10 protein-coding genes are annotated in these 23,960 nt (G+C 72.4%); 3 read left to right on the top strand and 7 right to left on the bottom strand.

Translation table 11 applies throughout. From position 1 onward, the window contains the following. Window positions 1–205 precede the first annotated feature (205 nt). A complete protein-coding gene (locus ACFV6I_RS04530) occupies window positions 206–961 on the top strand; it encodes a DUF2993 domain-containing protein (RefSeq protein WP_380423540.1) in 756 nt (251 codons plus the stop codon). Continuing rightward, window positions 958–2,148, top strand: a complete 1,191-nt coding sequence (locus ACFV6I_RS04525; protein ID WP_380423539.1) for an alpha/beta hydrolase — start codon at window positions 958–960, stop codon at window positions 2,146–2,148. Before ACFV6I_RS04530 ends, ACFV6I_RS04525 begins: the two co-directional genes overlap by 4 nt. A gap of 934 nt (window positions 2,149–3,082) precedes the next feature. On the opposite strand, the gene ACFV6I_RS04520 is transcribed toward ACFV6I_RS04525, so the two are convergent. Next, the gene (locus ACFV6I_RS04520; RefSeq protein ID WP_380423538.1) at window positions 3,083–5,983 is read right to left on the bottom strand and encodes a glycoside hydrolase family 3 C-terminal domain-containing protein; all 2,901 of its coding nucleotides are present in this window, start codon (window positions 5,981–5,983) and stop codon (window positions 3,083–3,085) included. 877 nt (window positions 5,984–6,860) lie between these two features. On the opposite strand from ACFV6I_RS04520, the gene ACFV6I_RS04515 reads away from it, so the two are divergent. After that, window positions 6,861–12,566, top strand: a complete 5,706-nt coding sequence (locus ACFV6I_RS04515) for a glycosyl hydrolase family 18 protein (RefSeq protein ID WP_380423537.1) — start codon at window positions 6,861–6,863, stop codon at window positions 12,564–12,566. A 107-nt stretch (window positions 12,567–12,673) separates the two neighbouring features. On the opposite strand, the gene ACFV6I_RS04510 is transcribed toward ACFV6I_RS04515, so the two are convergent. From ACFV6I_RS04510 to ACFV6I_RS04485, 6 genes are all read right to left on the bottom strand, one after another. Next, a complete protein-coding gene (locus ACFV6I_RS04510) occupies window positions 12,674–13,432 on the bottom strand; it encodes a thioesterase II family protein (RefSeq protein ID WP_380423536.1) in 759 nt (252 codons plus the stop codon). A gap of 60 nt (window positions 13,433–13,492) precedes the next feature. Then, window positions 13,493–14,728, bottom strand: a complete 1,236-nt coding sequence (locus tag ACFV6I_RS04505) for a cytochrome P450 (protein WP_380423535.1) — start codon at window positions 14,726–14,728, stop codon at window positions 13,493–13,495. Continuing rightward, a complete protein-coding gene (locus ACFV6I_RS04500) occupies window positions 14,725–16,653 on the bottom strand; it encodes an amino acid adenylation domain-containing protein (protein ID WP_380423534.1) in 1,929 nt (642 codons plus the stop codon). Before ACFV6I_RS04500 ends, ACFV6I_RS04505 begins: the two co-directional genes overlap by 4 nt. Before the next feature lie 163 nt (window positions 16,654–16,816). Then, a complete protein-coding gene (locus ACFV6I_RS04495; protein WP_063352271.1) occupies window positions 16,817–17,197 on the bottom strand; it encodes a nuclear transport factor 2 family protein in 381 nt (126 codons plus the stop codon). Window positions 17,198–17,310: 113 nt separating this feature from the next. Then, a complete protein-coding gene (locus ACFV6I_RS04490) occupies window positions 17,311–20,457 on the bottom strand; it encodes an amino acid adenylation domain-containing protein (protein ID WP_380423533.1) in 3,147 nt (1,048 codons plus the stop codon). Further along, entirely contained in the window at window positions 20,454–23,906 is a 3,453-nt protein-coding gene (locus ACFV6I_RS04485; RefSeq protein ID WP_380423556.1) for an amino acid adenylation domain-containing protein, read from the bottom strand. Before ACFV6I_RS04485 ends, ACFV6I_RS04490 begins: the two co-directional genes overlap by 4 nt. Window positions 23,907–23,960 lie beyond the last annotated feature (54 nt).

Raw genomic sequence — 23,960 nt, 5'->3', positions numbered from 1 at the left:
AAGGGAGAGCAGTCGTGCTCACGGGCTCCAGATCCCTCGCGCTGCTCGGCGTCTGTGTTGCGGCCCTCCTGATCGTCGCGGTCGTCGTGCTGCTCACGCACACCGGTCGCGCCCCGTCCCCAGGACAACGGCCGACCATAGGACGCCGCCGGGACCGCACCGGGCCGCCCGCCCCCTCCGACGCCCCGACGACGACAGCAGGACAATGATGACCACCCGTCCCGAGCCGGCCCGAACCGCCACCACGCGGCTGGGCCGCCTCCGCCGCCCGACCACCCGGCGAGGCCGGATCACCCGCGCCGTCGTCCTGCCCGTGGCCGTCGTGCTGGCCCTCGCCGGGGGCGGCGAGGCCGTCACCCGGCACGTCCTGGAGAGCCGGATCGCCGACCGCATGGGAAAGGCGCTCGCCACCCGCGTGACGGTCGACACCGGCGCCGGCCCGGCGCTGCTCACGGTCCTCGACCGGCACCTGGATCACGTCACGCTCGGCGCGGACAACGCCCACCTCGGCCCACTCACGGGCGCCTCGGTCCGCATCACGCTCGACGACCTCCACTTGGCCGAGCCCGCGACGGCGTCCGACGTCCGGGCCACCGTCACGATCCCCGCCGACTCCCTGGCGGAAACGATCCGCGACTCGGGCCAGGGCGTTCCCGTCAGCAGCACCCGGACCGACCCCGCCACCGGCACCCTCCTGCTCGCCCTGGGCCCGGGTGGCATGGGCCAGTTGACGCTGAAGCCCGCCCTGGCCGGCGACCGGGTCACCATCACCGCCACCAGCCTGCAGTTCCTCGGCCGAACGATCACCGGTCCCCAGCTCGACCAGATCAACACCAAGCTCACCGCGCGGAAACAACAAGCCGACTACCCCCTGTCCCTCAAGCCCGTCTCACTCACCGTCACACCGACCGGACTCGCCCTCACCCTGGCCTCCGGCCCCACCACGCTGAAGCAGCCATGAACCAGGAGCCGACCCCGGCGATGACCGACCCCACGACACCACCGTCCAGCCGCCGTACCCGCCTGCGCCGACGCATCGTCGTCGCCGTCACGGGCCTGCTCGTCCTCACTCTCACGGCGGCGTCCGGCGCGCTGTGGCTACTGACCGGCAAGTTGCTGCACCCCACCGACGACACCCCGCTGAACACCCGCGTCATCGCCGTGGGGACCGCGACGGTGACCCTTCCCGCCACCGACGAGAGCCGCTACGCCGGCACCTACGGCCTGGTCTGGCAGGACAGCGGATCCGCGCAGCGGCGCTCGGGAGAACTCGGCCGCATCCTCGCCTCGGACAGCAAGACCGTCACCCGCGAACTCCGGGCCACCACCCCACCCGCCGTCGGCGCCAAGGCGAAGATCATCGTCACCGTGTGGAACTCGGACCCGCGCCGAGCGGTGGGGCTGGACCACCAGGAGGTCAGCTACCCCGGCGACCTGGGCCCGATGCCCGCCTGGTACCTCCCGGGCTCGCGCAGCACCTGGGTCATCCAGGTCCACGGGCTCGGCGCCGGCCGCAGCGCGGGACTTCGCACGATGCCCGAACTCCACGACCTCGGCTACCCGATCCTCGACATCACCTACCGCAACGACCCCGGCGCACCCCGCGACTCCAACGGCAACCGACAACTCGGCAACACGGAATGGCGCGACCTCGACGCCGCCGTCCGCTACGCCCGCGCCCACGGAGCCTCCGGTGTGGTGCTCTACGGGTTCTCCATGGGCGGCGCAATCGTCGAGAACTACCTGCAGCGCGCCCAGGACACCAGCGCGGTCCGCTCAGTCGTCCTCGACTCACCCGCACTCGACTACCGGGCGGCCATCGACACGATCGCCACCGGCCTCGGATTCCCGTTCCCCATCGCCGACCTCACGGCCCCCTTCATCCAGATCCAAGCCGGAGTGGACCTCGACCAGGTCGACACCCTGGCGGCGAACCGGCGCAACGGCGGCCCCGGACAGCCCGTGCTGCTCTTCCACGGCACCGCCGACACACTCGTCCCGTACGCCAGCAGCGCCCGATTCGCCCGCGACTGGCCGGACAGGGTCCGACTCGTCACCGTCCCCGGGGCCGGCCACACCGGCTCCTGGAACGCCGACCCCGCCCGGTACGACAAGGAGCTCGCCGACTTCCTCGGTCAGCACTCCTGACCGCGTCCGGGCACCGCGCCGCAACGCCGAACAGCCCCACTGACACACCAGCCGTCCCACCAAGGAGGCAACCGATGAGCCGAACCCGCCCCGCAGCCCTCGCGGCCGCGCTCCTCACCCTGACGACCACCGCACTCGCCGCCACCACCGGCACCGCCCACGCCGCCACCGTCAACTACGTGGCCCTCGGCGACTCCTACTCCGCGGGCGGCGGATCATCCAGCACGTACCTCAACAGCTGCAACCAGAGCACCAACGCGTACCCGTACCTCTACGCCCAGTCCACCTCACCGGCCACCTTCGACTTCCAGGCCTGCGGCGGCGCCACCACCACCGACGTCGTGAACAACCAACTCGCCCCGCTCACTTCCGGCACCACCTTGGTCAGCATGACCATCGGCGGCAACGACGTCGGCCTGCGCGACGTACTGGCCTCCTGCTTGCTCGGCAGCGACGCCGCCTGCCTCAGCGCCGTCTCCTCCGCAGAGAACACCGCCCGCACCCAACTCCCCGGCGAACTCGACACCGTCTACAGCGCCATCCGCTCCCGCGCCGCCAACGCCCACGTGGTGATCCTCGGCTACCCCCGCTTCTACGACTCCGGCGCCCCCCTCTGCCCGGGGATCAGCCCGGCCAGGCGTTCTGCCCTCAACGACGGCGCCGACGTCCTGAACAGCGTCATCCAGAGCGAGGCCGCCAAGTACCCGAACTTCGCCTACGCGGATGTGACCAGCCGGTTCGCCGGCCACCAGCTCTGCGACCCCGCTCCCTGGCTGCACGCCCTGAACTGGCCGATCGGACAGTCCTTCCACCCGACCGCCGCCGGCCAGGCCGGCGCCTACCTCCCGGCTCTGGAAGCAAACGACCGACGCAGCCCCGCCGCCGCGGCCATCGGACGGCGGCGGGCGGCGGGCGCCTGCGCCGACGGCAGGTGTCAGGACGGGAGGGTCCAGCGCTGGTTGGGGCCGCCGTGGCAGTCCCAGATCTGCAGCCTGGTCCAGTCGGCGCCGCTGCCGTCGCGGGCGTCGAGGCAGCGGCCGGAGGCCGGGTTGAGGAGCGTGCCGTCCGGGCGTGGCTGCCAGCGCTGGGCGCCGGTGCCGTTGCAGTCGTAGAGCTGGGCGGGCGTCCCGGCGGCGGTCCAGCCGTTGGTGACGTCCAGGCACTTGCCGAGGGCCCGCAGGGAGCCGTCCTGCCCGACGGTCCAGTCCTGGGCCCCGGTGGAGTTGCAGCGGTAGAGCTGGACGGCGGTGCCGTTGGCCGTGTCCGCGCGGATGAGGTCCACGCACTGCCCGGCGATGCCGGTCACCCGGCCGCTCGGGCGGGGGGTGGCCCAGCTCTGCTCGGCGCCCCCCGAGCAGGTCCGCAGCAGCAGCCGGCCGTCGACGGCCGCGAGGCAGCGGCCGGACTCCGGGTGGAGGAGCGAGGAGTCCGGGCCCGGGCGCCACACCTGGTCGGCGCCCGCGGTGCAGTCCCGCAGCCGGACGGCGGCGCCGTCGTCCGGGCCCGCCGGGGTCAGGCAGCCGTCGAGGGCGCGGACGGTGCCGTCCGAGCCGACCGTGGCGTCCTGGGCCGCCGTGCCCGCGCAGCCGGCCAGCCGTACCGCCTCGTTGCCGTCCGCGGCGGCGGCGGCCGCGTCCAGACAGGACCCGTCGGCGCCGGTGATCCGCCCGGACCAGGTGGAGACGGCCGGCGAGGCAGGGACGTCCACCGTGCCCTGCAGCTTCGGCGCGCGCGAGGAGGAGCCGACCATCAGGCCGTACCGCCCGCCGGGCACCTGCCAGCCGTGCACGCCGGGATCCCAGAGCGCGAAGGAGGAGCGGTCCAGCGGCAGTTCCACGTGCGTCGAACGGCCGGGCGCCAACGTGACCTTGTCGAAGGCCTTGAGCTGCTGCGGCGGCTCACCGGCCGCGGACGGGAAGGAGACGTACAGCTGCGGCACCTCGGTGCCGGTCCGGGCCCCCTGGTTGGCGAGGTCGAAGCCGACCCGCACCCGGCCGGCGGCGTCCGGGCCGGTCACGGTGAGGTTGCTGTAGCCGAAGGTGGTGTACGAGAGGCCGTGGCCGAAGGGGAACAGCGGGGCGGTGGCGGTCGCGTCGTACCAGCGGTACCCGACCGCGAGCTGCTCGGTGTAGTGGTAGGCGCCGTCCGTGCCGGGGTACTGGGAGGCGTCCCGGATCGGCGTGGCCGCCGCCGAGGTCGGGAAGGTGACGGGCAGCCGCCCCGCCGGATCGACGTCGCCGAACAGCACGTCGGCGAGCGCGGTGCCGCTCTGCTCGCCCGGGTACCAGGCCTCGACCACCGCCGGCACCGCGTCCAGCCACGGCATGGTGACCGGCCCGCCGGTGTTGAGCACCACCACCGTCCGCGGGTTGGCGCGGGCGACGGCGTTGATCAGCGCGTCGTCCGCCGGGGCGAGGTCCAGCGAGCCGCGGTCCGCGCCCTCGGTCTCCTCGTCGCCGACCACCACCACCGCGACGTCCGCCCCGGCGGCCACCGAGGCGGCCGCGGCCGCGTCGTCGCCCGGGTGGTAGCGCACCGAGACGCCCGCTCCGGCCCGGGCGGCGATGCCCTGACGCGGCGTCACGACCTGGTCGGGGTAGGGGGCGACGTGCGAGGAGCCGTAGCCGCCGGTGTAGGCGTGGTCGGCCCACGGGCCGATCACCGCGACGGACGACAGGTGGGCGGCGTCCAGCGGCAGCACCGCCCCCTGGTTGCGCAGCAGCACCGTCCCGGCGGCAGCCGCCGCCCGGGCGTCGCGCGCGCCGGCGGCGGGGTCGGCGGCGGGCGGCTGGCCGCCGTCCAGCGCCCCGGTCCGGACCATCAGCCGCAGCACCCGCCGCACCTGGTCGTCCAGGACGGCCGGGGCGAGCCGCCCGTCGGCCACGGCGGCCGTCAGGTCGGCGAAGTACGACGTACCGCCGAACTCCTGGTCCAGCCCGCCCGCCGCGGCGTTCACCGAGGAGTGGGTGGCCGGGTAGTCGGAGCCGACCGCCCCGTCGAACCCCCAGCGGCCCTTCAGCACGTCCCGCAGCAGCGGGAAGTTCTCGCACGCCCAGATGCTGTTGACCGGGTTGTAGCCGCACATCGCCGACCAGGCCCGGCCGTCCCGGACGGCCGCCTGGAAGGCGGGCAGCTCGATCTCGGCCAGCGTCCGCTCGTCCACCTCGGAGCTGTACGACTGCCGGTTGTTCTCCTGGTTGTTCGCCGCGAAGTGCTTCACCTGCGCCGCGACCCCCTGCGCCTGGATGCCGCGGACCTCCGCCGCCGCGACCCGCCCGGCGAGGAACGGGTCCTCGCCCAGCGTCTCGAAGTTCCGCCCGCCCTGCGGCACCCGTACGAGGTTCACCATCGGCGCGTACAGCACCTGGTAGCCGCGCGCCCGGGCCTCGCGGCCCAGCACCGCGCCGTAGGTGGTGGCGAGCCCCGGGTCGAAGGCGGCGGCCAGCGACACCGGCGCCGGCAGCGCCGTCGCCGGTTGCCCGTCCCGTACGCCGGCCGGGCCGTCGGACAGCAGCAGCGGCGGGATGCCCAGCCGTGGCACGCCCCGGACGTAGCCGACCGCGTACACCCCGTTCGGTGCGGCGATCCCCTGTAGCAGCGTCGCCTTCTCGTCGGTGGTCAGCTGGCCGAGGAGCGCTTCGATCCTCTGCTCCGGCGACGGCCCGACGTGCGACGGCCCGCCTTGCGACCACCCGTCGTGAGACCGCCCGCCCTGCGGCGGCGGACCGCCCGGTCCGGCGACCGCTGGGCACATGCCGGAGCCGGAGGCGGCCGCCAGGAGGCAGCCGCTGAGCCCGAAACGGAGTACTCGCGTCCACGAGGAGATACGCCGCATGGCAGCACCTTTCGACGAAGGCGGGCCGAGCCGGGAGGGCCGAAAAATATGACGGCAAGTCAAATTTACGGCGCACTAACACTTACCGGCAGGTGGCGCGCAAGGGCGCGTCGGAGGCACCAAGGGGCGCAGACAGTCACCGAGGGGCGCAGGCGGGGCGCGGGCGGCGTCGGCCCCGTCGCCGTTGACGCATCGTCCATCCGCTGTCAACGCGCCGACCCTAGCCTGCCCGCGCCCCGCGATGCGGGCGTTATGCGGAGATGAGTTGAGGCGCGATCAGTGGGATTCCCCTTGGTGTGGCCACGCGGGCCGCGGCCCGAACGACTGGCCGCCATAGGCACGGCCTTGTTCCTGGCGTTCACGTCGATGTCCGCGCCGGGCGCTCCGGCCGCGTCCGCGTCGACGGAGGACACCCTGTACGCGGGCCGGTACCTGTAGTTCGTCGACCAGGCGCGGCCGGAAGCGGTGTTCATCGGTTGTCTACCAGCTGCGGCCAGCCTGGTGGTCGCGGATCCCGTTGGTGGAGTCGGCCTTTTCTGTTCCCGGGCCCGGTTGTCGCCTCGGCGAGTCATGCTCCGGCTTCACGGTCATGGGACTGGGCGCTTCGCACTGTTCTGTGTCGCTGAGCAGTCGTGGAGCCTTCGTCAAGGGAAACGCATCTTATTGTGCGTTGACGAATCATCATGAATGGTTCAGGCCGATCGGCCGCCGTCGTGCGGCCGGTGCGCGTCGTGAGCAAGTAAGGATTCTCATGGGCATATCGCCCTCACTCTCCCCCTTCGCCGGTCCGCCGGGGCGTTGGAGACGGTCCGTGGTGGCGGCCGCACTGGCCGGCCTACTGGGATCGCTGATCACGCTATTGACCCCTGCGCCCGCCATGGCGCTGACCGACCCGCAGCTGCGCGCCGTCACCTTCAACATGCAGGGCGGCAACAAATGGGGCGAGGTCAAAGCCCTGATGCCCGACGCCGACGTCATCATGATGCAGGAGGCGACCACCACGCCGGACGGCGCACAGCTGCGCCAGCTGGAGTGGGCCTCCAACGAACTGGATCACGAAACAGTCAACAACAGGGGTAAATCCAGCCTGAAGTACCGGCTGTACAAGGCGCCGTACCACTCCTCCGGACGGGCCCGTGGGGTGCGAGGGGTTCTGTACTACCTGAAGGTCCTCGACAAGAAGGAATGGGGAAACTGGGCTGACGGGGACGGCGGCCCCGAGGACGATCCCGACATCGGCAGCAACGCGCCGAAATCGATGGCGATCTGGGTCCGAGAGGGCCTCGCGCCCGCGGATGACGGGCAAGACATCGAACGCCTCGACATCGTGACGCCGACCGTGGACAACAACAGGTGGGTCACGTCTCGTCCCGCGTTCGGAATCCAGCTCGGTGGCACGTGGTACTTCGACATCCACGCCGCGTCGATCCGCGTCGGGCCCGCGGTCAATCCCCACACGCGCGCCCTCGTGAACGCCGTCCGCGCCAAGAAGCAGGGCCAGCCGTGGCAGATCATGGGGGACTTCAACAGCCTCCCCGACACCCTCGCGCCGGCTCCGGGCGACGGTGAGCCCTACAACAAGTTCTACGCCACCACGAACCAGGTTCCCGGTGGCCCGCCGGCGTCTACGCAGTTGAGCGCGGGCGCCCTGGACTACGTGGTGGCCCACGACCAGCTGAGGAACCTGAGGGTGTCCGTCAAACGCGGCACCGGGGCAGACCACCTGCCGGTCCGGTCCGAGCCCGACCGCGCGGATCCGTGCGATATGAGCAAATGGACGTACAGCACGGTGCACAACCCGGTAGGCCGTACACCCAGGGCCGCAGCGGGGGACGCGTGTGAGGACTCGAGCGCGGTCGTCTCCATGGGCGACAGCTACATCTCGGGCGAGGGCGGCCGGTGGGCGGGCAACGCCAACGCCTCTCCCAGCGGCGACGTATGGGGCACCGACCGCAAGGACGGCTGTGGGGGAGGCCAGGACTGCGTCTACGGCGCCACGTCGTACGAGGGCGGAAACCGCTGCGACCGCTCGGACGTCGCGCCCATCATGAGCGCGGTGTTCGGCGGCATCCCCAGGGAGCGCCGCTTCAACATCGCCTGCTCGGGGGCCAGAACCGAGCACATCATCGACAAGGCGTACCAGGGTGAGGCCCCGCAGGCCGAACAGCTCGCACGACTGGCGAAGGACTACGACGTCAAAACGATCGTGGTGTCCATCGGCGGCAACGACCTGGGCTTCTCCGACATCATCCGCGACTGCGTCCAGCGCTACTGGGTGGGAGTGTTCAGCGGCACCTGCAACTCCGGCTCCCCGGACACCTCGCTGCAGGAGAAGCCGGGACAGACCACCCCGCTGCAGGAGAAACTGGAAAAGACACGGGAGGGCGTCCACAACGCCCTGCAGAAGATCCGCTCCGTCATGACGGACGCCGGATACACGAGCGAGGACTACGAGCTCGTGCTGAGCACGTATCCGAATCCGCTGCCCCGCAGCACGCAGATGCAGTACGGCTTCCCCACCCGCTACACGACCGGGGGATGCCCCTTCCGCAACGCCGATGCGGACTGGGCCCGCGACGAGCTCATGCCGGACCTCACCGCGGTGCTGCGCGCCGCGTCGCTCGAAACCGGGGCGTCCCTGCTGAACGTGGAGGACGCGTTCGCCGGGCACGAACTGTGCAACCAGAACGCCAAACAGGCCACGAGCGGCAACTCGCGTGCCAACCCGCTGCCTGAGGCGGACGCCGAATGGGTCCGGTGGATCCCCTACCAGTTCGACATGTCCAAGGGCTGGCTCTGGGGATCCCAGGGGGACAAGCAGGAAGCCGTCCACCCCAACGCGTACGGGCAGAAGGCCCTCGGCGCCTGCCTGACGGCCTTCGCCGCCGCGGGGCCCGAGACCCCGGGGCGGCGCAGGACGTTCACCTGCGCGGGAACGCCCGGCAAGGGGAGTGACGGCGTGGGGCTGCGGCAGACCGTCAAGATCTCCGCGGTTCCGCAGGGCTCCGCCGGCGGCGACGCGGGCGTGCTCCGGCGGGCCGGTTCCGATTCCAAGTGGGTGTCCACCGGTCCGGACGACAGCCAGCTCAGCCGATGGTTCATCAACGGTGAGCTGCCCGAGCCCGGCGGGCGGCTGGAGACCACCATCCGGAACGAGAGCGGGCAGTACCTGCAAGGAGACGGTGGCGCAACGCGGCAGTGGGCCTCGGTCTCCGATACGCCCCGGCTGTGGACGCTCGAACGTCAGAAGAGGAACGAACTGGCCTTCCGGATCACGACTGAGGGCGGAAAGTGGTGCCTGACCCCCTGGGGGACGTGGGGCGCGCTCTGGCCGTGCAGCACCGAGGAGCCGCTGGCCGCCACCCAGCTGTGGCAGATCGACACCTCGATCATCAAGATCATCCCGCGCCCCCTGCCCATCGACCGCGCCGGCCCCCTCAAGTCCGCCAAGGGTGACCTCGTCGCCGACGTGGACAACGCGAACCCGGAGCCGGGGACCCGGGTGAAGGTGCTCGCCGCCAAGGGCAACGCCGCGCAGAAGTGGTGGACACGTGCCACGCCCGAGGGGTGGCAGCTCGTCAGCGCCCTGGACGGCGGGCCCGTCCTGGCCCATGACACCGGCCGGCACGAGGCGCGGCTGGCCAAGGACGACGGCGGGGGTGCGGGCCAGGTCTGGCAGGCCGAGGACGCGGGAGGCGGATGGACGCGCCTGCGCAACGGCGGCCTGTGTCTGACGGCTGCCGGCCCGGACGAGACGCTGGCCCTCAAGGACTGCGCGTCCGACGACCCCGGGCAGCGGTGGCAGGCCACCGGGTTCACCCCGGAGAAACCGCAGGAGGTCGGTGACGCCGGCTCGCCCTTCGACGACTCCGCGGACGACCGGGGCGCGAAGCCCGCCTCCTCCGGTGACTGCCGGCCCGAGGGCATGACGCCCACCGCGGGCGTCGCCGCCCGCTACTGCGACGTGTACGACAACGCCGGCCGGGAGTGGGTCGGCAACAACCGCACCCGTCGTACGGTCGGGTACTTCACCGGATGGCGCGCCGGGGCCACGGGAGACCCCGCGTACCTGGCGTCCAACATCCCCTGGTCGAAGGTGACGCACGTCAACTACGCCTTCGCCAAGGTGGACGGGAATCGCATCAGCATCGGCGACGTGAACGACCCGAAGAACCCGGCCACCGGCATGACCTGGGACGGCGACCGGAACGCCATGGATCCGTCCCTCCCGTACAAGGGCCACTTCAACCTGCTGAACACCTACAAGAAGAAGCACCCGGCCGTGAAGACGCTGATCTCGGTCGGCGGCTGGGCGGACACCCGGAACTTCTACGCGATGGCCACCAACGCCGACGGCTCGGTGAACCAGGCGGGCATCGATACGTTCGCGGACTCGGTCGCCGACTTCCTGGACCGGTACGGGTTCAACGGGGTCGACATCGACTACGAGTACCCGACCGCGCTGCCCAACACGGGCAACCCCAACGACTGGGACGTCTCCGATCCGCGCCGCAAGGGCCTCCAGCAGGGCTACAACGCCCTGATGAAGACGCTGCGGGAGAAGCTGGACCGGGCGGGCGCGGGCAAGGGCCGCTACTACCTGCTCACCTCGGCCGGCTCCGCGTCCGGTTACCTCGTGCGCGGGCTGGATGCCGGGCAGTCGTTGCAGTACCAGGACTACGTCAACGTCATGAGCTACGACCTGCACGGCTCCTGGAACAAGTACGTCGGCCCGCAGGCCCCGCTCTACGACACCGGGCAGGACAACGAGCTGGCCGCCGCCGGGATCTACAACGACCAGGGCGCCGACACCAAGGACTACCAGAAGAACGGCTACTTCAACATCGACTGGGCCTACCACTACTACCGCGGCGCCCTCCCGCCCGGCCGCATCAACCTCGGCATCCCCTACTACTCCCGCGGCTGGCAGAGCGTGCAGGGCGGCACGGACGGGCTGTGGGGCACCTCCGCCATGCCGGACCAGTCCAAGTGCCCGCTGGGCGTCGGCGGCCGGGGCCCGGCCAACGGCCAGGACTGCGGTCTCGGCGCGACCGGCATCGACAACGTGTGGCACGACACCGAGGACGGCCGCGAGGTCGGCGCCGGGTCGAACCCGCTGTGGCACACCAAGAACCTCCAGGACGGCCGCACCCCCGGCTACCTGAAGTCCTACGGAGTCGACCCGGCCACCGGCGCCGGCAAGCTGACCGGCAGCTACGCCGAGAAGTACTCCGACCCGCTCCAGTCGTCGTGGCTGTGGAACGACGCCAAGAAGGTGTTCCTCTCCACGGAGAACGAGAAGTCGATCGACGCCAAGGTGAAGTACATCGCGGACAAGGGCATCGGCGGGGCGATGATCTGGGAGCTCGCCGGCGACTACACCAAGCGCTCCAACGGCGAGTGGGGCATGGGCTACGACCTGACCACCCGCCTCGACAACGCGCTCAAGGGCGCGGGGGCGTACGGCAACACCACCGGCGGCGGCAAGCCGCTGCCCTCCCAGGTGATCGACGTCAAGGCCGAGCTGGTGGACTTCCCGACCACCCTCGGGGACATGTGGCCGATGCAGCCGAAGCTGCGGATCACCAACAACTCCAAGGTCGCCCTCGCCCAGGGCACGGAGATCTCCTTCGACCTCCCCACCTCCGCCCCGCCGGTGGTGAAGGACGGGGCCTGGAAGGAGATGAGCGGCATCGTCCCCGGTCACACCGGGCCCAACGCGGGCGGGCTGAAGGGCGACTTCCACCGGGTGACCATCAAGCTCGGCTACTGCGAGGACGTACCGGCGGGGAAGTCCAAGGACATCGAGATCAAGTACTACCTGCCCGTGACCGGTCCGGCGAACGTCACCTTCAGGATCGGCGGCAAGGACTACGGATCCACCGGCGACAAGCGCCGCGCGGTGACGACGGTCGATCCTCCGACGGTGTCCGGGGCCCAGTGCCAGGCCGCGCCGTGGCAGGCGCACGCCTACAACCCCAACCCCTCGTTCGCGTTCTGGCAGACCGGCGACAAGTGGATCATCGAGGACCGCAACAGCGGCAACGTCCTCGACCACCCCGGCAGTTGGACCGACGCCCACCTGTCGATGAAGCAGACCGGCAACGCCAACCAGCTGTGGACGGTGAGCGAGGACGACCAGGGCTGGTACCACATCAAGTCCGCTACCAGCGGTCACGACCAGTGCCTCGGCGCCACCACGGCCAGGGGCACACTCACGGTGCGGGACTGCGACGGGAAGATCGACCAGTGGTGGCGTCTGGTGCCGCTCAGCACGGACCAGGCCACCGCGGGCAAGCCGGCGCTGGACCGGCAGGTCATCGGTGGCCCCAAGCACGGCAGCTCCTACGCGCTGGGCGGTTTCGCCGACGGGACCGACTGGTGGAAGACCCCGGCCTACCTCGCCGCCCCCGCCAACAGCGCCACCGCCTCCAGCACGAAGATCATCGCCGGGGACCCCGACGGAGCCTGGGCCTCGACGGCGTCGTGGAACGGCTTCTACTGGCGCGCCAAGTGGTGGAACAAGGCGACGGACGAGCCCGGCAAGAGCGACGCCTGGCAGAGGCTCGGCCCCACGCCGTGACCGACTGACGCCTGCGGGCCCCGGCAGAGCACCGCTCTGCCGGGGCCCGTTGCGGATCGGTGCTGCCGGCCGGCTCGTCCGGGTGCAGGTGTCAGAGGGTGCAGGTGTCAGAGGGTGCCGGGCCGGGTGGGCGTCAGGTCTGCGACCAGGAGCGCCAGGAGGTCCGTCGGCGCCTCGATGAAGCGGTAGTGGCCTCCCTCCAGGAGTTCGAAGGTCGTTTCGCCGCAGGCCGACCAGCCGGTCATCAGCGACGGCTCGATGCCCGTGTCCTCCGTCCAGCCGATGGCGGTGATCGGGGACGGCAGCCGGACCGGCTCGGCCACGTGGTACCGCTTGTTCATGTCGACGTCGTTGCGCAGGACGCCGAGGTAGAGCGCGAGCAGGCTCGGTTCCAGGGTGCCGCCCAGTTCCGCGACGAGCTGGCGCAGTTCGCCGGCCAGCTCGTCGTCGTTCATACCGAGGAAGCGGCCGTAGGGGCCGTCCTGCGGCGCGACCTCGGCGGAGACGAACACCCGGGTCGGGGCGGGGCAGCCCCTTTCGACCAGCCGTACGGCGGTCTCGTACGCCGCCAACGCGGAGCCGCAGTGCCCGAACAGCGCGTAGGGACGGTCCAGGTAGGGGCGCAGCGCCTCGCAGAGGTCGTCGGCCAGCGCCTCGTAGGTGGTGTGGGCGGGCTCGCGCATCCGGTTCTCCCGGCCGGGCAGCTGCACGGGGCAGACCTCGACGCCGTTGACCGATGACGGCCACTGGCGGTACATGCTCGCTCCGCAGCCGGAGTAGGGCAGGCAGAACAGCCGTGCCGGTGCCACCGGCGACGGCTCGCGCAGGAACCACTTGTTGCGGGTACGGGCCGGCGGAGCGTTCACTGATGACCTTCCGGGTGGGGTTTCTTCTCGGGTGCGGCTGCGGGGGTTTGAAGACACGCCCTAGCGGGTCCGCGCGGTGATCGGCAGGTGGGTGAAGCCCGCGATGATGTTCGAGCGCATGCGTCGCGGTGTCCCGGCGAGTTCGAAGCCGGTGAACCGGCCGAGCAGTTCGGCGAACAGGATCCGCAGGGCCACCCGGGCGACGGTGTGTCCGATGCAGTAGTGCGCGCCGACGCCGAACGCGATGTGCTTGTTGGGTCGCCGCCGGATGTCGAAGGTGTCCGGGTCGGCGAACACGGTCTCGTCGCGGTTGGCCGACCCCAGCCACACGACGACCGCGTCCCCCGCGGGGATCGGCACGCCCCGGACCTCGACGTCGCGGGTGGCGTGGCGCATGAAGTGCTGGGTGGGCGAGGCCCATCGCAGTGCCTCCTCCACGCCGCTGCCGAGCAGCTCCGGGTGTGCCGCCCACTCGTCCAGGACCGGCGTCCCGGCCAGTTCGACCATCGCCGCGATCGGTGGCTGGGCGGTGGTGACGGTCGCACCGAGCAGCAGGCTGTAGCAGTTGGACACGATCTCGCCCGGCGACAGCCGGCGTCCGTCCAGTTCCATCGTGAGCAGCACGCTGATCAGGTCGTCACCCGGTGCGCGGCGACGCGCGGTGACGATGTCCTGGAAGTAGGCGAACAGTTCGCGGTGGGCGGTCACGAGGGTGGCCTGCGGTCCGGCGGAGAGCTGGAACTCGGGGTCGTCCGCGGCGATGCAGGCGTGGGCGAGCCGGACCAGCCGCGTCCAGTCCTGTTCCGGCAGCGCCATCATGGTGCCGATCACCGCCATCGGCAGGGTCGCCATGGCGGCGGCGAAGTCGAACGGGCCGCCGTCGGCCAACGGCCGGAGCAGCTCGACGATGACCCGGCGGATGGCCTCCCGGTCGTTCTCCACCGTCTTGATCGACAGCGCCTGCTGCAGCGGGCCGCGCAGGTGCGCGTGCCGGGGCGGGTCGGTGACGGCCATCTGCCGACCGCCGGCGGGGTCGCCCTGGCCGAGGAGGTTGAGCAGGGTGCCCTGTTCGGAGGTGAACGTGTCGTGGTCGCGGAGCACCCGGTTGGCCTCGGCGTAGCCGACGACCGACCAGTAGCCGATGTCGCCGACCGGCTGCCAGCTCACCGGGGCGTGGCGGCGCAGCCGTCGCCACACCTCGTGCGCCCCGCCCGAGTGGTAGAGGTCGGGGTCGATCAGGTCGACGGGCTGCGGGGCGAGGACCGGGCATCGCGGGGTCGGGGGAACCGCCGTCATCGGGCCTGCTCCTGCCGTGCACCGTCGGCCAGGGCCGCCGCCGGGCCGTCCGGGGCCGCCGTCAGGCCGTCCGGGCCCGCCGTCCGCATCCGGGCGGTGAGGGCCGTCGCCAGCTCGGCGACGGTCGGCGACAGGTACAGGATCTGCGCGGGGAGGTCCACGTCGAACTCGCGCTGGGTGGCGACCAGGAGGTCGGTGGCCAGCAGGGAGTGCCCGCCGAGGTCGAAGAAGTCGTCGTCGACGCCGACCGGTTCGATGCCGAGGATGTCGCCCCACAACTCGGTCAGCCGTATCTGCACCTCGGTGACGGGCGGGACGTACTCGTTGGCCACGTTGCGCGGTACCCGGGTGGCGGTGGGCAGGGCGCGGCGGTCGATCTTGCCGTTGCGGTTCACCGGCAGTTCGGGGCGGACGAGGATCGCCCAGGGGATCAGGTAGCCCGGCAGCCTGTCCCGCAGTTCGTGGCGCAGCCGCCGACCGAGGTCGGCGTTGCCCGCCGGATCGGGCTGCGCGGGCACGACGTAGGCCAGGAGCCGGGTGCCGCCCGCCGGATCGGCCTGCGGCAGAACGACCGCGTGCCGCACCTCGGCGAGCCGTTCCAGCTCGACCTCGACGGCGCGCGGTTCGGCGCGGTAGCCCTGGACCTTGACCTGGTCGTCCGCGCGACCGACGAACTCCAGCGTGCCGTCGGGCAGCCATCGCACGAGGTCGCCGGTCCGGTACATCCGGGCCCCCGGCTCGGTCCCGAACGGGTCGGGCAGGAACCGTTCGGCCGTTGCGGCCGGGCGGCCCAGGTAGCCGCGGGCCAGGCCCGCCCCGGCCACGTAGAGTTCGCCGCACTCGCCGACGGGCACCGGCCTGAGGTCGCCGTCGAGCACGGCGACCCTGGTGCCGCTGATCGGGCGGCCGATCGGCACGCTGCGCAGCTCCGGGAGGGTGCTGCTGGTCCAGCAGGTCGTGTACGTGGTGTTCTCGGTCGGCCCGTAGCCGTTGGTGAAGAGCAGCTCCGGGTAGCGGGCCAGCAGGTGCTGGACGTGGCCCGGCGAGGCCACGTCGCCCCCGGTGAGGACGTGCCGCACGTCGGCGAACGCCTCCAGGTGGGAGCTCACCATCTGGTGGAAGAGCCCGGTGGTCAGCAGCAGGACCGTCACGCGCTCGGCGCGGACGACGCGCGCCACGTGCTCCAGCGTGAGGGCGACCGGGGGGAAGAGGACCAGCCGGCAGCCGTTGACGAGGGGGGCCCAGATCTCGAACGTGGACGCGTCGAACGCGACCGGCGCGAGGTGGAAGAAGACGTCCTCGGCGCGGACGTCCACCCAGTCCGCGCCCCGGACGAGCCGGTCGATCGCCCGGTGGGGCACGCCGACGCCCTTGGGCTCGCCGGTGGAGCCCGAGGTGTAGCTGACGTAGGCGAGCCGGTCCGGGTCGCCGGGGCGGGCCGCAGCCGCCGGCCCGGTGGCCGGCTCCTGCGCCGGGCCGCCTTCCGTCACCGTGACCGTCACCGTGACGACGGTGTCGGGCAGCCGCTCCCCCAAGGCCTCTCCGACGATCACCATGTCCGCGCCGGCGTCCTTGAGCAGCAGCGCGTGGCGGCTGGCCGGGTCGTCCGGTTCGAGTCCGAGGTACGCCCCGCCCGCGATGAGGACAGCGAGCAGGGCCACGATCAGCTCCGGCGACCGCGGCACCAGCACGCCCACGACGTCCTCCTGCGCCAGTCCGGCCGCTCGCAGCCGCCCGGCGAGCCGGTTGGCGCGGTCGTTGAGCTGCCGGTAGGTCAGGGTCCGCCCGTCGCAGGTGACGGCGGGCGCGTGCGGGGCCCGCTCCGCCTGTTCGGCGACCAGCTCGTGGATGGCCCGTGCGTCGAACGGTGGCCGTCCGCTGCCGACGAACGCCGGGATGTCGGAGGTGAGGACCGTCTTGGTCAACTGCTTCCCGCTTTCCTGTACTGAAGTGTCCCCGTCGGGGTTGAACGCGCGACCGCGTGGGCCGTCGCCGTGGCCATCGCCGTCGCGGTAACCGTCGCGGTGGCTGACGCGGTGGCCGACGCGCAGCACGTGGTGCGCGGTGTCACCGGGTGCGTCCACCGCCTCAGACCGCCGGCACGTGGAAGAAGGTGTCGCGCGCGGCGATGCGGCCCTGCGGCGTCATCCGGAAGAAGTCCGCGAACCGCAGCTCGACCTCACCGCCGTCGTGCAGCACGCCGCGGAACAGGCCGTGCACGGCCACCTCGTCGTCGGTCGTGACCACGGTGGCCAGGGTGTGCACACCGGCGCGGATCACCCGCTGGTCGCGGTAGAAGCGTTCCAGTTCGGCGTGCCCGACCATGGGTTGGTAGCCGGGGCGGTGGTAGCGGGCGTCCGGGGTGAACAGGGCGACCAGCGCGGGCACGTCCCCGGCGTCGACGAGCTGGTAGTACCGGCGGACCTGGGACACTCCCAGCGCCGGGGCCGTCAGGGTTTCCGGGGCCATCGGGGTCTCCGGTGTCGCGGGTGTTGCCGGTGGTGCCGGCGTTTCGTCGGGATGGGAGAGGGTGTGGACCATGCCGAGGTGCTTCCTGTGATCGCTTGACCGCTTGATCGCGGTCAGAGTCGTGTACGTGGTGAGAGGGCCGGTACGGCCGCGGCGTCCGGGGCGTCCTTGAGCGCTTCGACCAGGCGCGCCGGCGTGGGTGCCTGGAACAGGGCGCCGAGGGTGAGTTCACGGCCGAACCTCACCCGCACCCGGTTGACCAGCCGGGTCGCGAGCAGGGAGTTGCCGCCCAGCGCGAAGAAGCCGTCGTCGACGCCCACCGCGGGCCGGCCGAGCACCTCGGCGAACAGCGCGCACATCGTCTGCTCCGCCGGGGTTCGCGGCCCGGGCCCGGACGGTGCCGGTGCGAGCTCCGGGACGGGCAGCGCGGCCCGGTCGATCTTGCCCCTGGGCGTCAGGGGGAAGGCGTCGAGCGTGACGATCGCCGAGGGCACCATGTAGTCCGGCAGCGCCGCGCAGGCGTGCTCCCGCACCGCCGCCGGGTCGAGCCCCGAGTCCCCGGCCGGGACGACGTAGCCGATCAGACGTCGGCCGGGCGAGGCACCCGGGCCAGCGACCACGGTCGCCTGGGCGACGTCGGGGTGCCCGGCCAGCACCGCCTCGATCTCGCCCAGCTCGATGCGGAAGCCGTGGAGCTTGACCTGCTCGTCCGCGCGGCCGAGGAACTCGAGTTCCCCTTCGGCGTTCCAGCGGACCACGTCGCCCGTGCGGTACATCCGCTCGCCCGGTTCGCCGAACGGGCACGGCAGGAACTGGCCGGCCGTGCGGCGGGGGTCGTTCAGGTATCCGCGCGCCACGCCCGCACCGGCGACGTACAGCACGCCGGCCACCCCGGGCGGCACCGGCGACAGCGCCTCGTCCAGGACGTACACCCGCCTGTTGTCGACCGGTCGGCCGAGCGGGACGACGTCGGGCACGGGCTCGCCGGGGCGCAACACCCTGCGCGTGGTGAACGTGGTGGCCTCGGTCGGGCCGTACCCGGCGACCACCACGGAGTCCGGACACCGCGCCAGGACGCGCCGGACGGCATCGGCCGGCACGATGTCACCGCCGGTCCACACCTGGCCGACCCCGGCCAGCGTGCCGGGCGACTCCTCGGCGAACACCCGGAACAGCCCGGCCGTCAGCCACAGCGCACCGACCCGGTGATCGACGATGAGCCGGTGGAGGTCCGAGAGCGCCAGCTCGCCGGGCGGGGCCACGACGACCCGGCCCCCGTTGAGCAGCGGCACCCACCACTCGTAGGTCGAGGCGTCGAAGGCGTGCGGGGAGTGCGCGAGGACTCGCGGGCCGTCCTCTTCGCGCCAATAGCGTTGCGCGGTCAGGCTGATGACGTTGCGGTGGGTCAGGGCCACGCCCTTCGGCGTGCCCGTGGACCCCGAGGTGTACAGGACGCACGCCAGGTGGTCCGGGCGCAGCGGCACGACGGGGTCGGTGGCCGGCTCGTCGGCGAGGCCGGGGTCGGCGTCGACGACCACGACCGGTGTGCCGTGGGACGGCGCGTCGTCCCGGGTGGCCCGGTGGGTGAGCAGCACCGCCGCACCGGTGTCGTCCAGGACCCGGCGCAGGCGGGCCGTCGGGGCCCGGGTGTCCAACGGCACGTAGGCGCCGCCGGCCTTGCTGACCGCCAGGACCGACACCACCACGTCGACGGAGCGTTCCATGAGCACGGCCACCGTGCTGTCGCAGCGGACGCCCAGGGCGATGAGCCGGTGGGCCAGCCGGTTGGCCCGGTCGTTCAACTCCGCGTAGGACAGGGTGGTTTCGCCGCACACCACGGCGGTCGCGTCGGGTGTGCGCCCGACCTCGGCCGCGAAGGCCAGCGGCACCGTCGGGTGCGGCAGCGGCTGCGTGGTGCGGTTGACGGCCACGATCATCCGCTGCCGTTCCTCGGGGGTGAGGAGGTCGGGCCGGCCGATCGGCCGGTCCGGGTCGGCGGCCACCGCGTCCAGGAACCGGAGGAAGCGCTGCTGGTGGGCGGTGAGTTCGGCCTCGGAGTAGAGCGCGGGGTTCGCGTCGACGTCGAGCCGGGGCTCGGTGCCGTCGGAGCGGTCGTAGACGGAGAACGAGATGTCCTCGACCGGCCCGTTGGACAGGTTGTGCACGGTGGCCCGGACGCCCGCGAAGTCCAGGTGGTAGTAGAAGGACATGATGTTGGCGATGGGCCCGAACAGGACGCGCTCCGACCGGGCCGGATCCAGCTCCCTGCGCAGGTCCTCGCTGCGGTGGCGCTGGTGCCCGCGCAGGGCGGCGACCTCCTCGGCCACCTGTCGCGCGAGTGCGGACAGGCCCTGTTCCGGGTGCACGCGCAGCCGCAGCGGCACCACGTTCGCCACCATGCCGGGGACGGCCGGCCCGGAGGAGCCGGTGCGTCCGGTCACCGGCATGCTGAGCACGATGTCCCGTTCGCCGCTGAGGCGGTGGAGGTACGCGGCGACCGTTGCGGTGAAGGCGCTGGGCCAGCTCGCCCCGGCGGGTCGTGCGGCCCGCCGCAGCGCGGCCACGGTGGGCGCGTCGAGGGCGCTGGTACGGCGCAGGAAGCCGTCCGAGGCGGCCGCCGAGCGGCTGGCCAGGCTGACGGGATCCGGCCGGCCGGCCAGCCGGTCCGCCCAGAACGCCCGGTCCTGTTCGGGCTGTTCCGACGCGTGGTAGGCCGCGTCGTGCGCCAGCAGGAGGCTCAGCGGCCCGAAGGCCGGTCCTGCCCCTCCCCTGCCCTCGACCAGTCTGGTGTAGGTCTTGGCGACGCGGCGCGCGATGAGCGACATGCTGAAACCGTCGACCACGATGTGGTGGACGCGCTGGTACCAGAGGAAGCGGTCCGGCGCGATGGCGAACAGGGCCTGGCGGAACAGCCGGTCCCGGGTGAGCCCGAGCGGTGTGGACAGGTCGGCGCGCATCCAGCGCTCGGCCGCCCCCAGCGGATCCGGTGCCGAGGTGAGGTCGACGTGGTCCATCGACCAGTCGGGCGCCGGGGTGACGACCTGCCGGGGGCCCTCGGCACCGTCGATGAGGCGAACGCGCAGGGACTCGGTCTCGTCCACCACGCGCCGCACGGCCGTCTCGAACAGCTCCGGGTCGATCGGCCCGGGGATGTCCACGTACTCGCCGGTGTTGTAGGCGGGACTGCCGGGGCGCAGGTGGTGGGCGAACCAGATGCCGGACTGCGCCGACGACAACGGCAGCTCGTGTCCGTCGCTCATCCGAGCTCCTCCAGGATGGCCGACAGCGCGTCGGCGAAGGGTGCGGCGTGGGGCGGCGACAGCATGTCGTGGTGGTTGCCGGGCACCTCGACCACGCTCAACGCCCCCAGGGTGCGGTCGCGCCACCGGGCGGGGACCACGACCGGGGCGGCGAGCACGGGGTGCTCCTCGGCGCTCGTGAACAGGTGGATCGGTGTCCGCAGCCGTGCGGTTGAGCGGTAGCGTCGGGCGGCGTCGCCGTTGGTGGTGAAGACCCTTACCATGCGCCGCAGTTGTTCGGTGCGCACGCGTAGGGGGAGGCGCTCGCCAGCGTGCGCGTCGTGGAGCAGCAGGGAGAGGGCGTCCTGCTCGTCGAGGTCTCCGATGGCTCCGACGGCTCCGGTGGGCAGCCCGGCGGCGAGCGCGAACCGGGCCGTCCCGTGCGCGTCATGGCCGTCGGGCCCGCCGGTGGGCCCGTCGGTGGCTCCGCTGGTGGACGCGTCGGTGAGCGCTGGCGCTCCGACGTCGATGATCCCGAGGAATCCCGGGGGGTTCCCCTCCTCCTCCAGCAGGCGGGCCATCTCGAAGGCGACCAGCCCGCCGAAGGACCAGCCGGCCAGCAGGTACGGGCCGTCTGGCAGGACGGACCGCAGCTCCCGCAGGTAGCGCTGCGCCTGCTCCTCCACGGTGGCCAGTGGCGGCTCGTCGGTGTTGTAGCCGACGGCCTCCAGGCCGTAGACGGGCCGGCCGCCGGCGAGCGGTTCGGCGAGGCCCTCGGCCAGGTTCTCGGCGAGGTGCTCGGCCAGGTGGAGGAAGGAGCACACGTCGCCGCTCTGCGGGTGCACCAGGATCAGCGGCGCCCTGCGGTGGTCTCCTTCGGCCAGCGGGACGACGAGCCGGCGCAGGGCCTGCGAGGCGTTGGGCAGTTCCGCGCACAGACCCTCGACGGTGGGATGGCGGAACACCGTGTTCAGCGGCACGGTGACCCCCCACTCCCGCCGGATCGCCTCCACGAGCTCGACCGCCCTGAGCGAATGCCCGCCCAGCGCGAAGAAGTCGTCCCGGACGCCGACCCGCGGGGTGCCCAGCACGCGCTCCCAGATCCTGGTCATCAGGAGTTCCAGCAGGTCCCGCGGCGGCAGTGCACCCGCGTCGTGGCCGTGGCGGGCGGGCTCGGGCAGGGCCCCGCGGTCCACCTTGCCGTTCGTGGTCAACGGGATCCGGTCGAGTGCGGTCAGCGTCGTGGGCACCATGAACTCGGGCAGGGTCTCGCGCAGGGAGCGCCGCAGGACCGCCAGGTCACCGGGCCCGTCCTGCCACACCAGGTAGCCGGCCAGTTCGGCGTCCGTCCCGGTGCCCCGCACCGTCACCGTGGCCCTGGCGACACCGGGCTGCGCGCACAGCGCGGCCTCGATCTCACCCAGCTCGATGCGGTACCCCCGGATCTTCACCTGCTCGTCGGTGCGGCCGAGGAAGACGAGGCTGCCGTCCGGCAGGTACCGCGCCAGGTCGCCGGTCCGGTACAGCCGGCCGCCGTCGGCACCGAACGGATCGGGCACGAAGCGCTCGGCGGTCAGCCCCGGCCGGTTGGCGTACCCGCGGGTGACGCCGGCCCCGCCGATGTGGATCTCACCCGGTACGCCGACGGGCACCGGGGCGCCCGCCGGGTCCAGCAGGTAGATCCGGAGGTTGCCCAGCGGCCGGCCGATCGGCACGGACCCTCCCGGCCGGGCCAGGTCCCGGTCGGCGTCCACGCGCCGGGTGACGCAGCCGACGGACGCCTCGGTGGGACCGTAGCCGTTCCACAGCGTGGAGACCCGGTCGAGGAGCCGCCGGGCCAGGGCGGGCTGGAGCGGTTCGCCCACGCAGATCGCCTGGAACCGGCCGCCCTGCCAGCCGCCGTCCAGCAGCAGGAGCCAGGTGGCCGGTGTGGCCATGAGCGTGGTGACGCCGAACTCGCGCATCATCTCCGTCAGGCGCGGGCCGTCCACCGCGACCTCCGACGGGGCGATCACCACGCTCGCACCCCAGGCCAGGGGCATGAGCACCTGGGGGACGATGACGTCGAAGGAGATCGAGGCCACCGAGGCGACGACATCGTCTTCGCCGAGGTCCAGCTGTCGGCCGCGGACCACCAGGTAGTTGACCACGCCCTCGTGCGGGACCAGTACGGCCTTGGGGCGGCCGGTCGAACCGGAGGTGTAGATCGAGTACGCCAGGTTGGCGGGCGTCGCGAGTGGCGGCAGCCGGTCCGCGGGCAGGGCCGCGATGAGCCCGGCCTCGTCGTCCGTCCACACCGTCGCGGCGCCGTGCTGCGGCAGCCGGTCGGCCAGGGAGCGCTGGGTGAGCAGCAGCGGCACTTCGGCGTCGGCGAGCATGAACGACATGCGCTGTGCCGGGAGGTCCGGGTCCAGCGGCAGGTAGGCGGCGCCCGACTTGAGGACGGCCAGCAGGGCCACGACCAGGTCCGCCGAGCGCGGCAGGCAGACGCCGACCAGGCGTTCCGGCCGCGCTCCCCGGGCTCGCAGGTGCCGCGCCAACTGGTTGGCCCGGCGGTCGAGTTCCCGGTAGGTCAGTCGCTGGGCGCCGCAGCGGACCGCCACCGCGTCGGGGGTCCGCCGGGCCTGCTCCTCGACCAGCTCGTGAACGCAGAGGTCCGCGGGGAAGGGTTCGTCGGTGGCATTGGCGGCCACCAGCAGCGCTTCGCGCTCGGCCTCGGTGAGCAGGTCCAGGCGTGAGACGGGACGGTCGGGGTCGCCGGCCGCGGCGTCCAGCAGCCGCAGGTAGTGGCCGACCAGGCGTTCCACGGTCGCGCGGTCGAACAGGTCGGTGTCGAAGGCCACGGTCCCGGTGGTCCCGGCTGTCCCGGTCGCGCCGGTTGCGCCGGTCGTGGTCGTCGTGGTCGTCGGCCGGTCGGCTATCACCAGGCTGAGGTCGACCTTGGCCGTGCCGTTGTCGACCTCGATCTGTTCGACCTCCGTCCCCACCAGCCGCAGGGCGGCGGCCGGGTCGGACAGGCCGGCGAACATCACCTGGAACAGCGGGTTGCGGTCGAGACCGCGGGCCGGCCGCAGCTCCTGCACCAGCCGCTCGAACGGCAGGTCCTGGTGTGCGTAGGCGTCCACGGCGGTCCGGCGGACCCGGTCGAGCAGCTCAGCGAAGCTCGGGTCGTCCGCGAGGTCGGTGCGGACGACCACGGTGTTGATGAACGAGCCCACCAGCGGGTCGAGTTCCGGACGCGTCCGGCCCGCGACGGGTGTGCCGACCGCCACGTCGGACTGCCCGCTGTAGCGGGCCAGCAGGGCCTGGAACGCGGCGAGCAGCGTCATGAACATCGTCGCGCCGTGCCGCCGGCCCAGCAGCCGCAACCGGCCGGCCAGTTCCTCGGGCACCGTGAAGGTGATCCGCTCGCCCCGGCCCGCGCGGGCCGGGGCGCGCGGGGGGGGGGGGGGGGGGGGCGGCGGCGTCAGCCCGGACCACTGTGCGCGCCCGGGGTGCAGTTTGGGTTGCGGGCGGGCGCCGGT

It is taken from the genome of Kitasatospora sp. NPDC059803, assembly GCF_042732255.1.
Lineage (GTDB): Bacteria > Actinomycetota > Actinomycetes > Streptomycetales > Streptomycetaceae > Kitasatospora.
Note: the sequence above shows the minus strand (reverse complement) of the source record. Positions and strands in the feature narration are given on the sequence as shown.

Coding starts and splice junctions, on each gene's coding strand:
- ACFV6I_RS04505 (WP_380423535.1), bottom strand. CDS start 14,728: ATGACGGCGGTTCCCCCGACCCCGCGATGCCCGGTCCTCGCCCCGCAG.
- ACFV6I_RS04495 (WP_063352271.1), bottom strand. CDS start 17,197: ATGGCCCCGGAAACCCTGACGGCCCCGGCGCTGGGAGTGTCCCAGGTC.
- ACFV6I_RS04515 (WP_380423537.1), top strand. CDS start 6,861: ATGGCGCTGACCGACCCGCAGCTGCGCGCCGTCACCTTCAACATGCAG.
- ACFV6I_RS04530 (WP_380423540.1), top strand. CDS start 206: ATGATGACCACCCGTCCCGAGCCGGCCCGAACCGCCACCACGCGGCTG.
- ACFV6I_RS04525 (WP_380423539.1), top strand. CDS start 958: ATGAACCAGGAGCCGACCCCGGCGATGACCGACCCCACGACACCACCG.
- ACFV6I_RS04520 (WP_380423538.1), bottom strand. CDS start 5,983: ATGCGGCGTATCTCCTCGTGGACGCGAGTACTCCGTTTCGGGCTCAGC.
- ACFV6I_RS04490 (WP_380423533.1), bottom strand. CDS start 20,457: ATGAGCGACGGACACGAGCTGCCGTTGTCGTCGGCGCAGTCCGGCATC.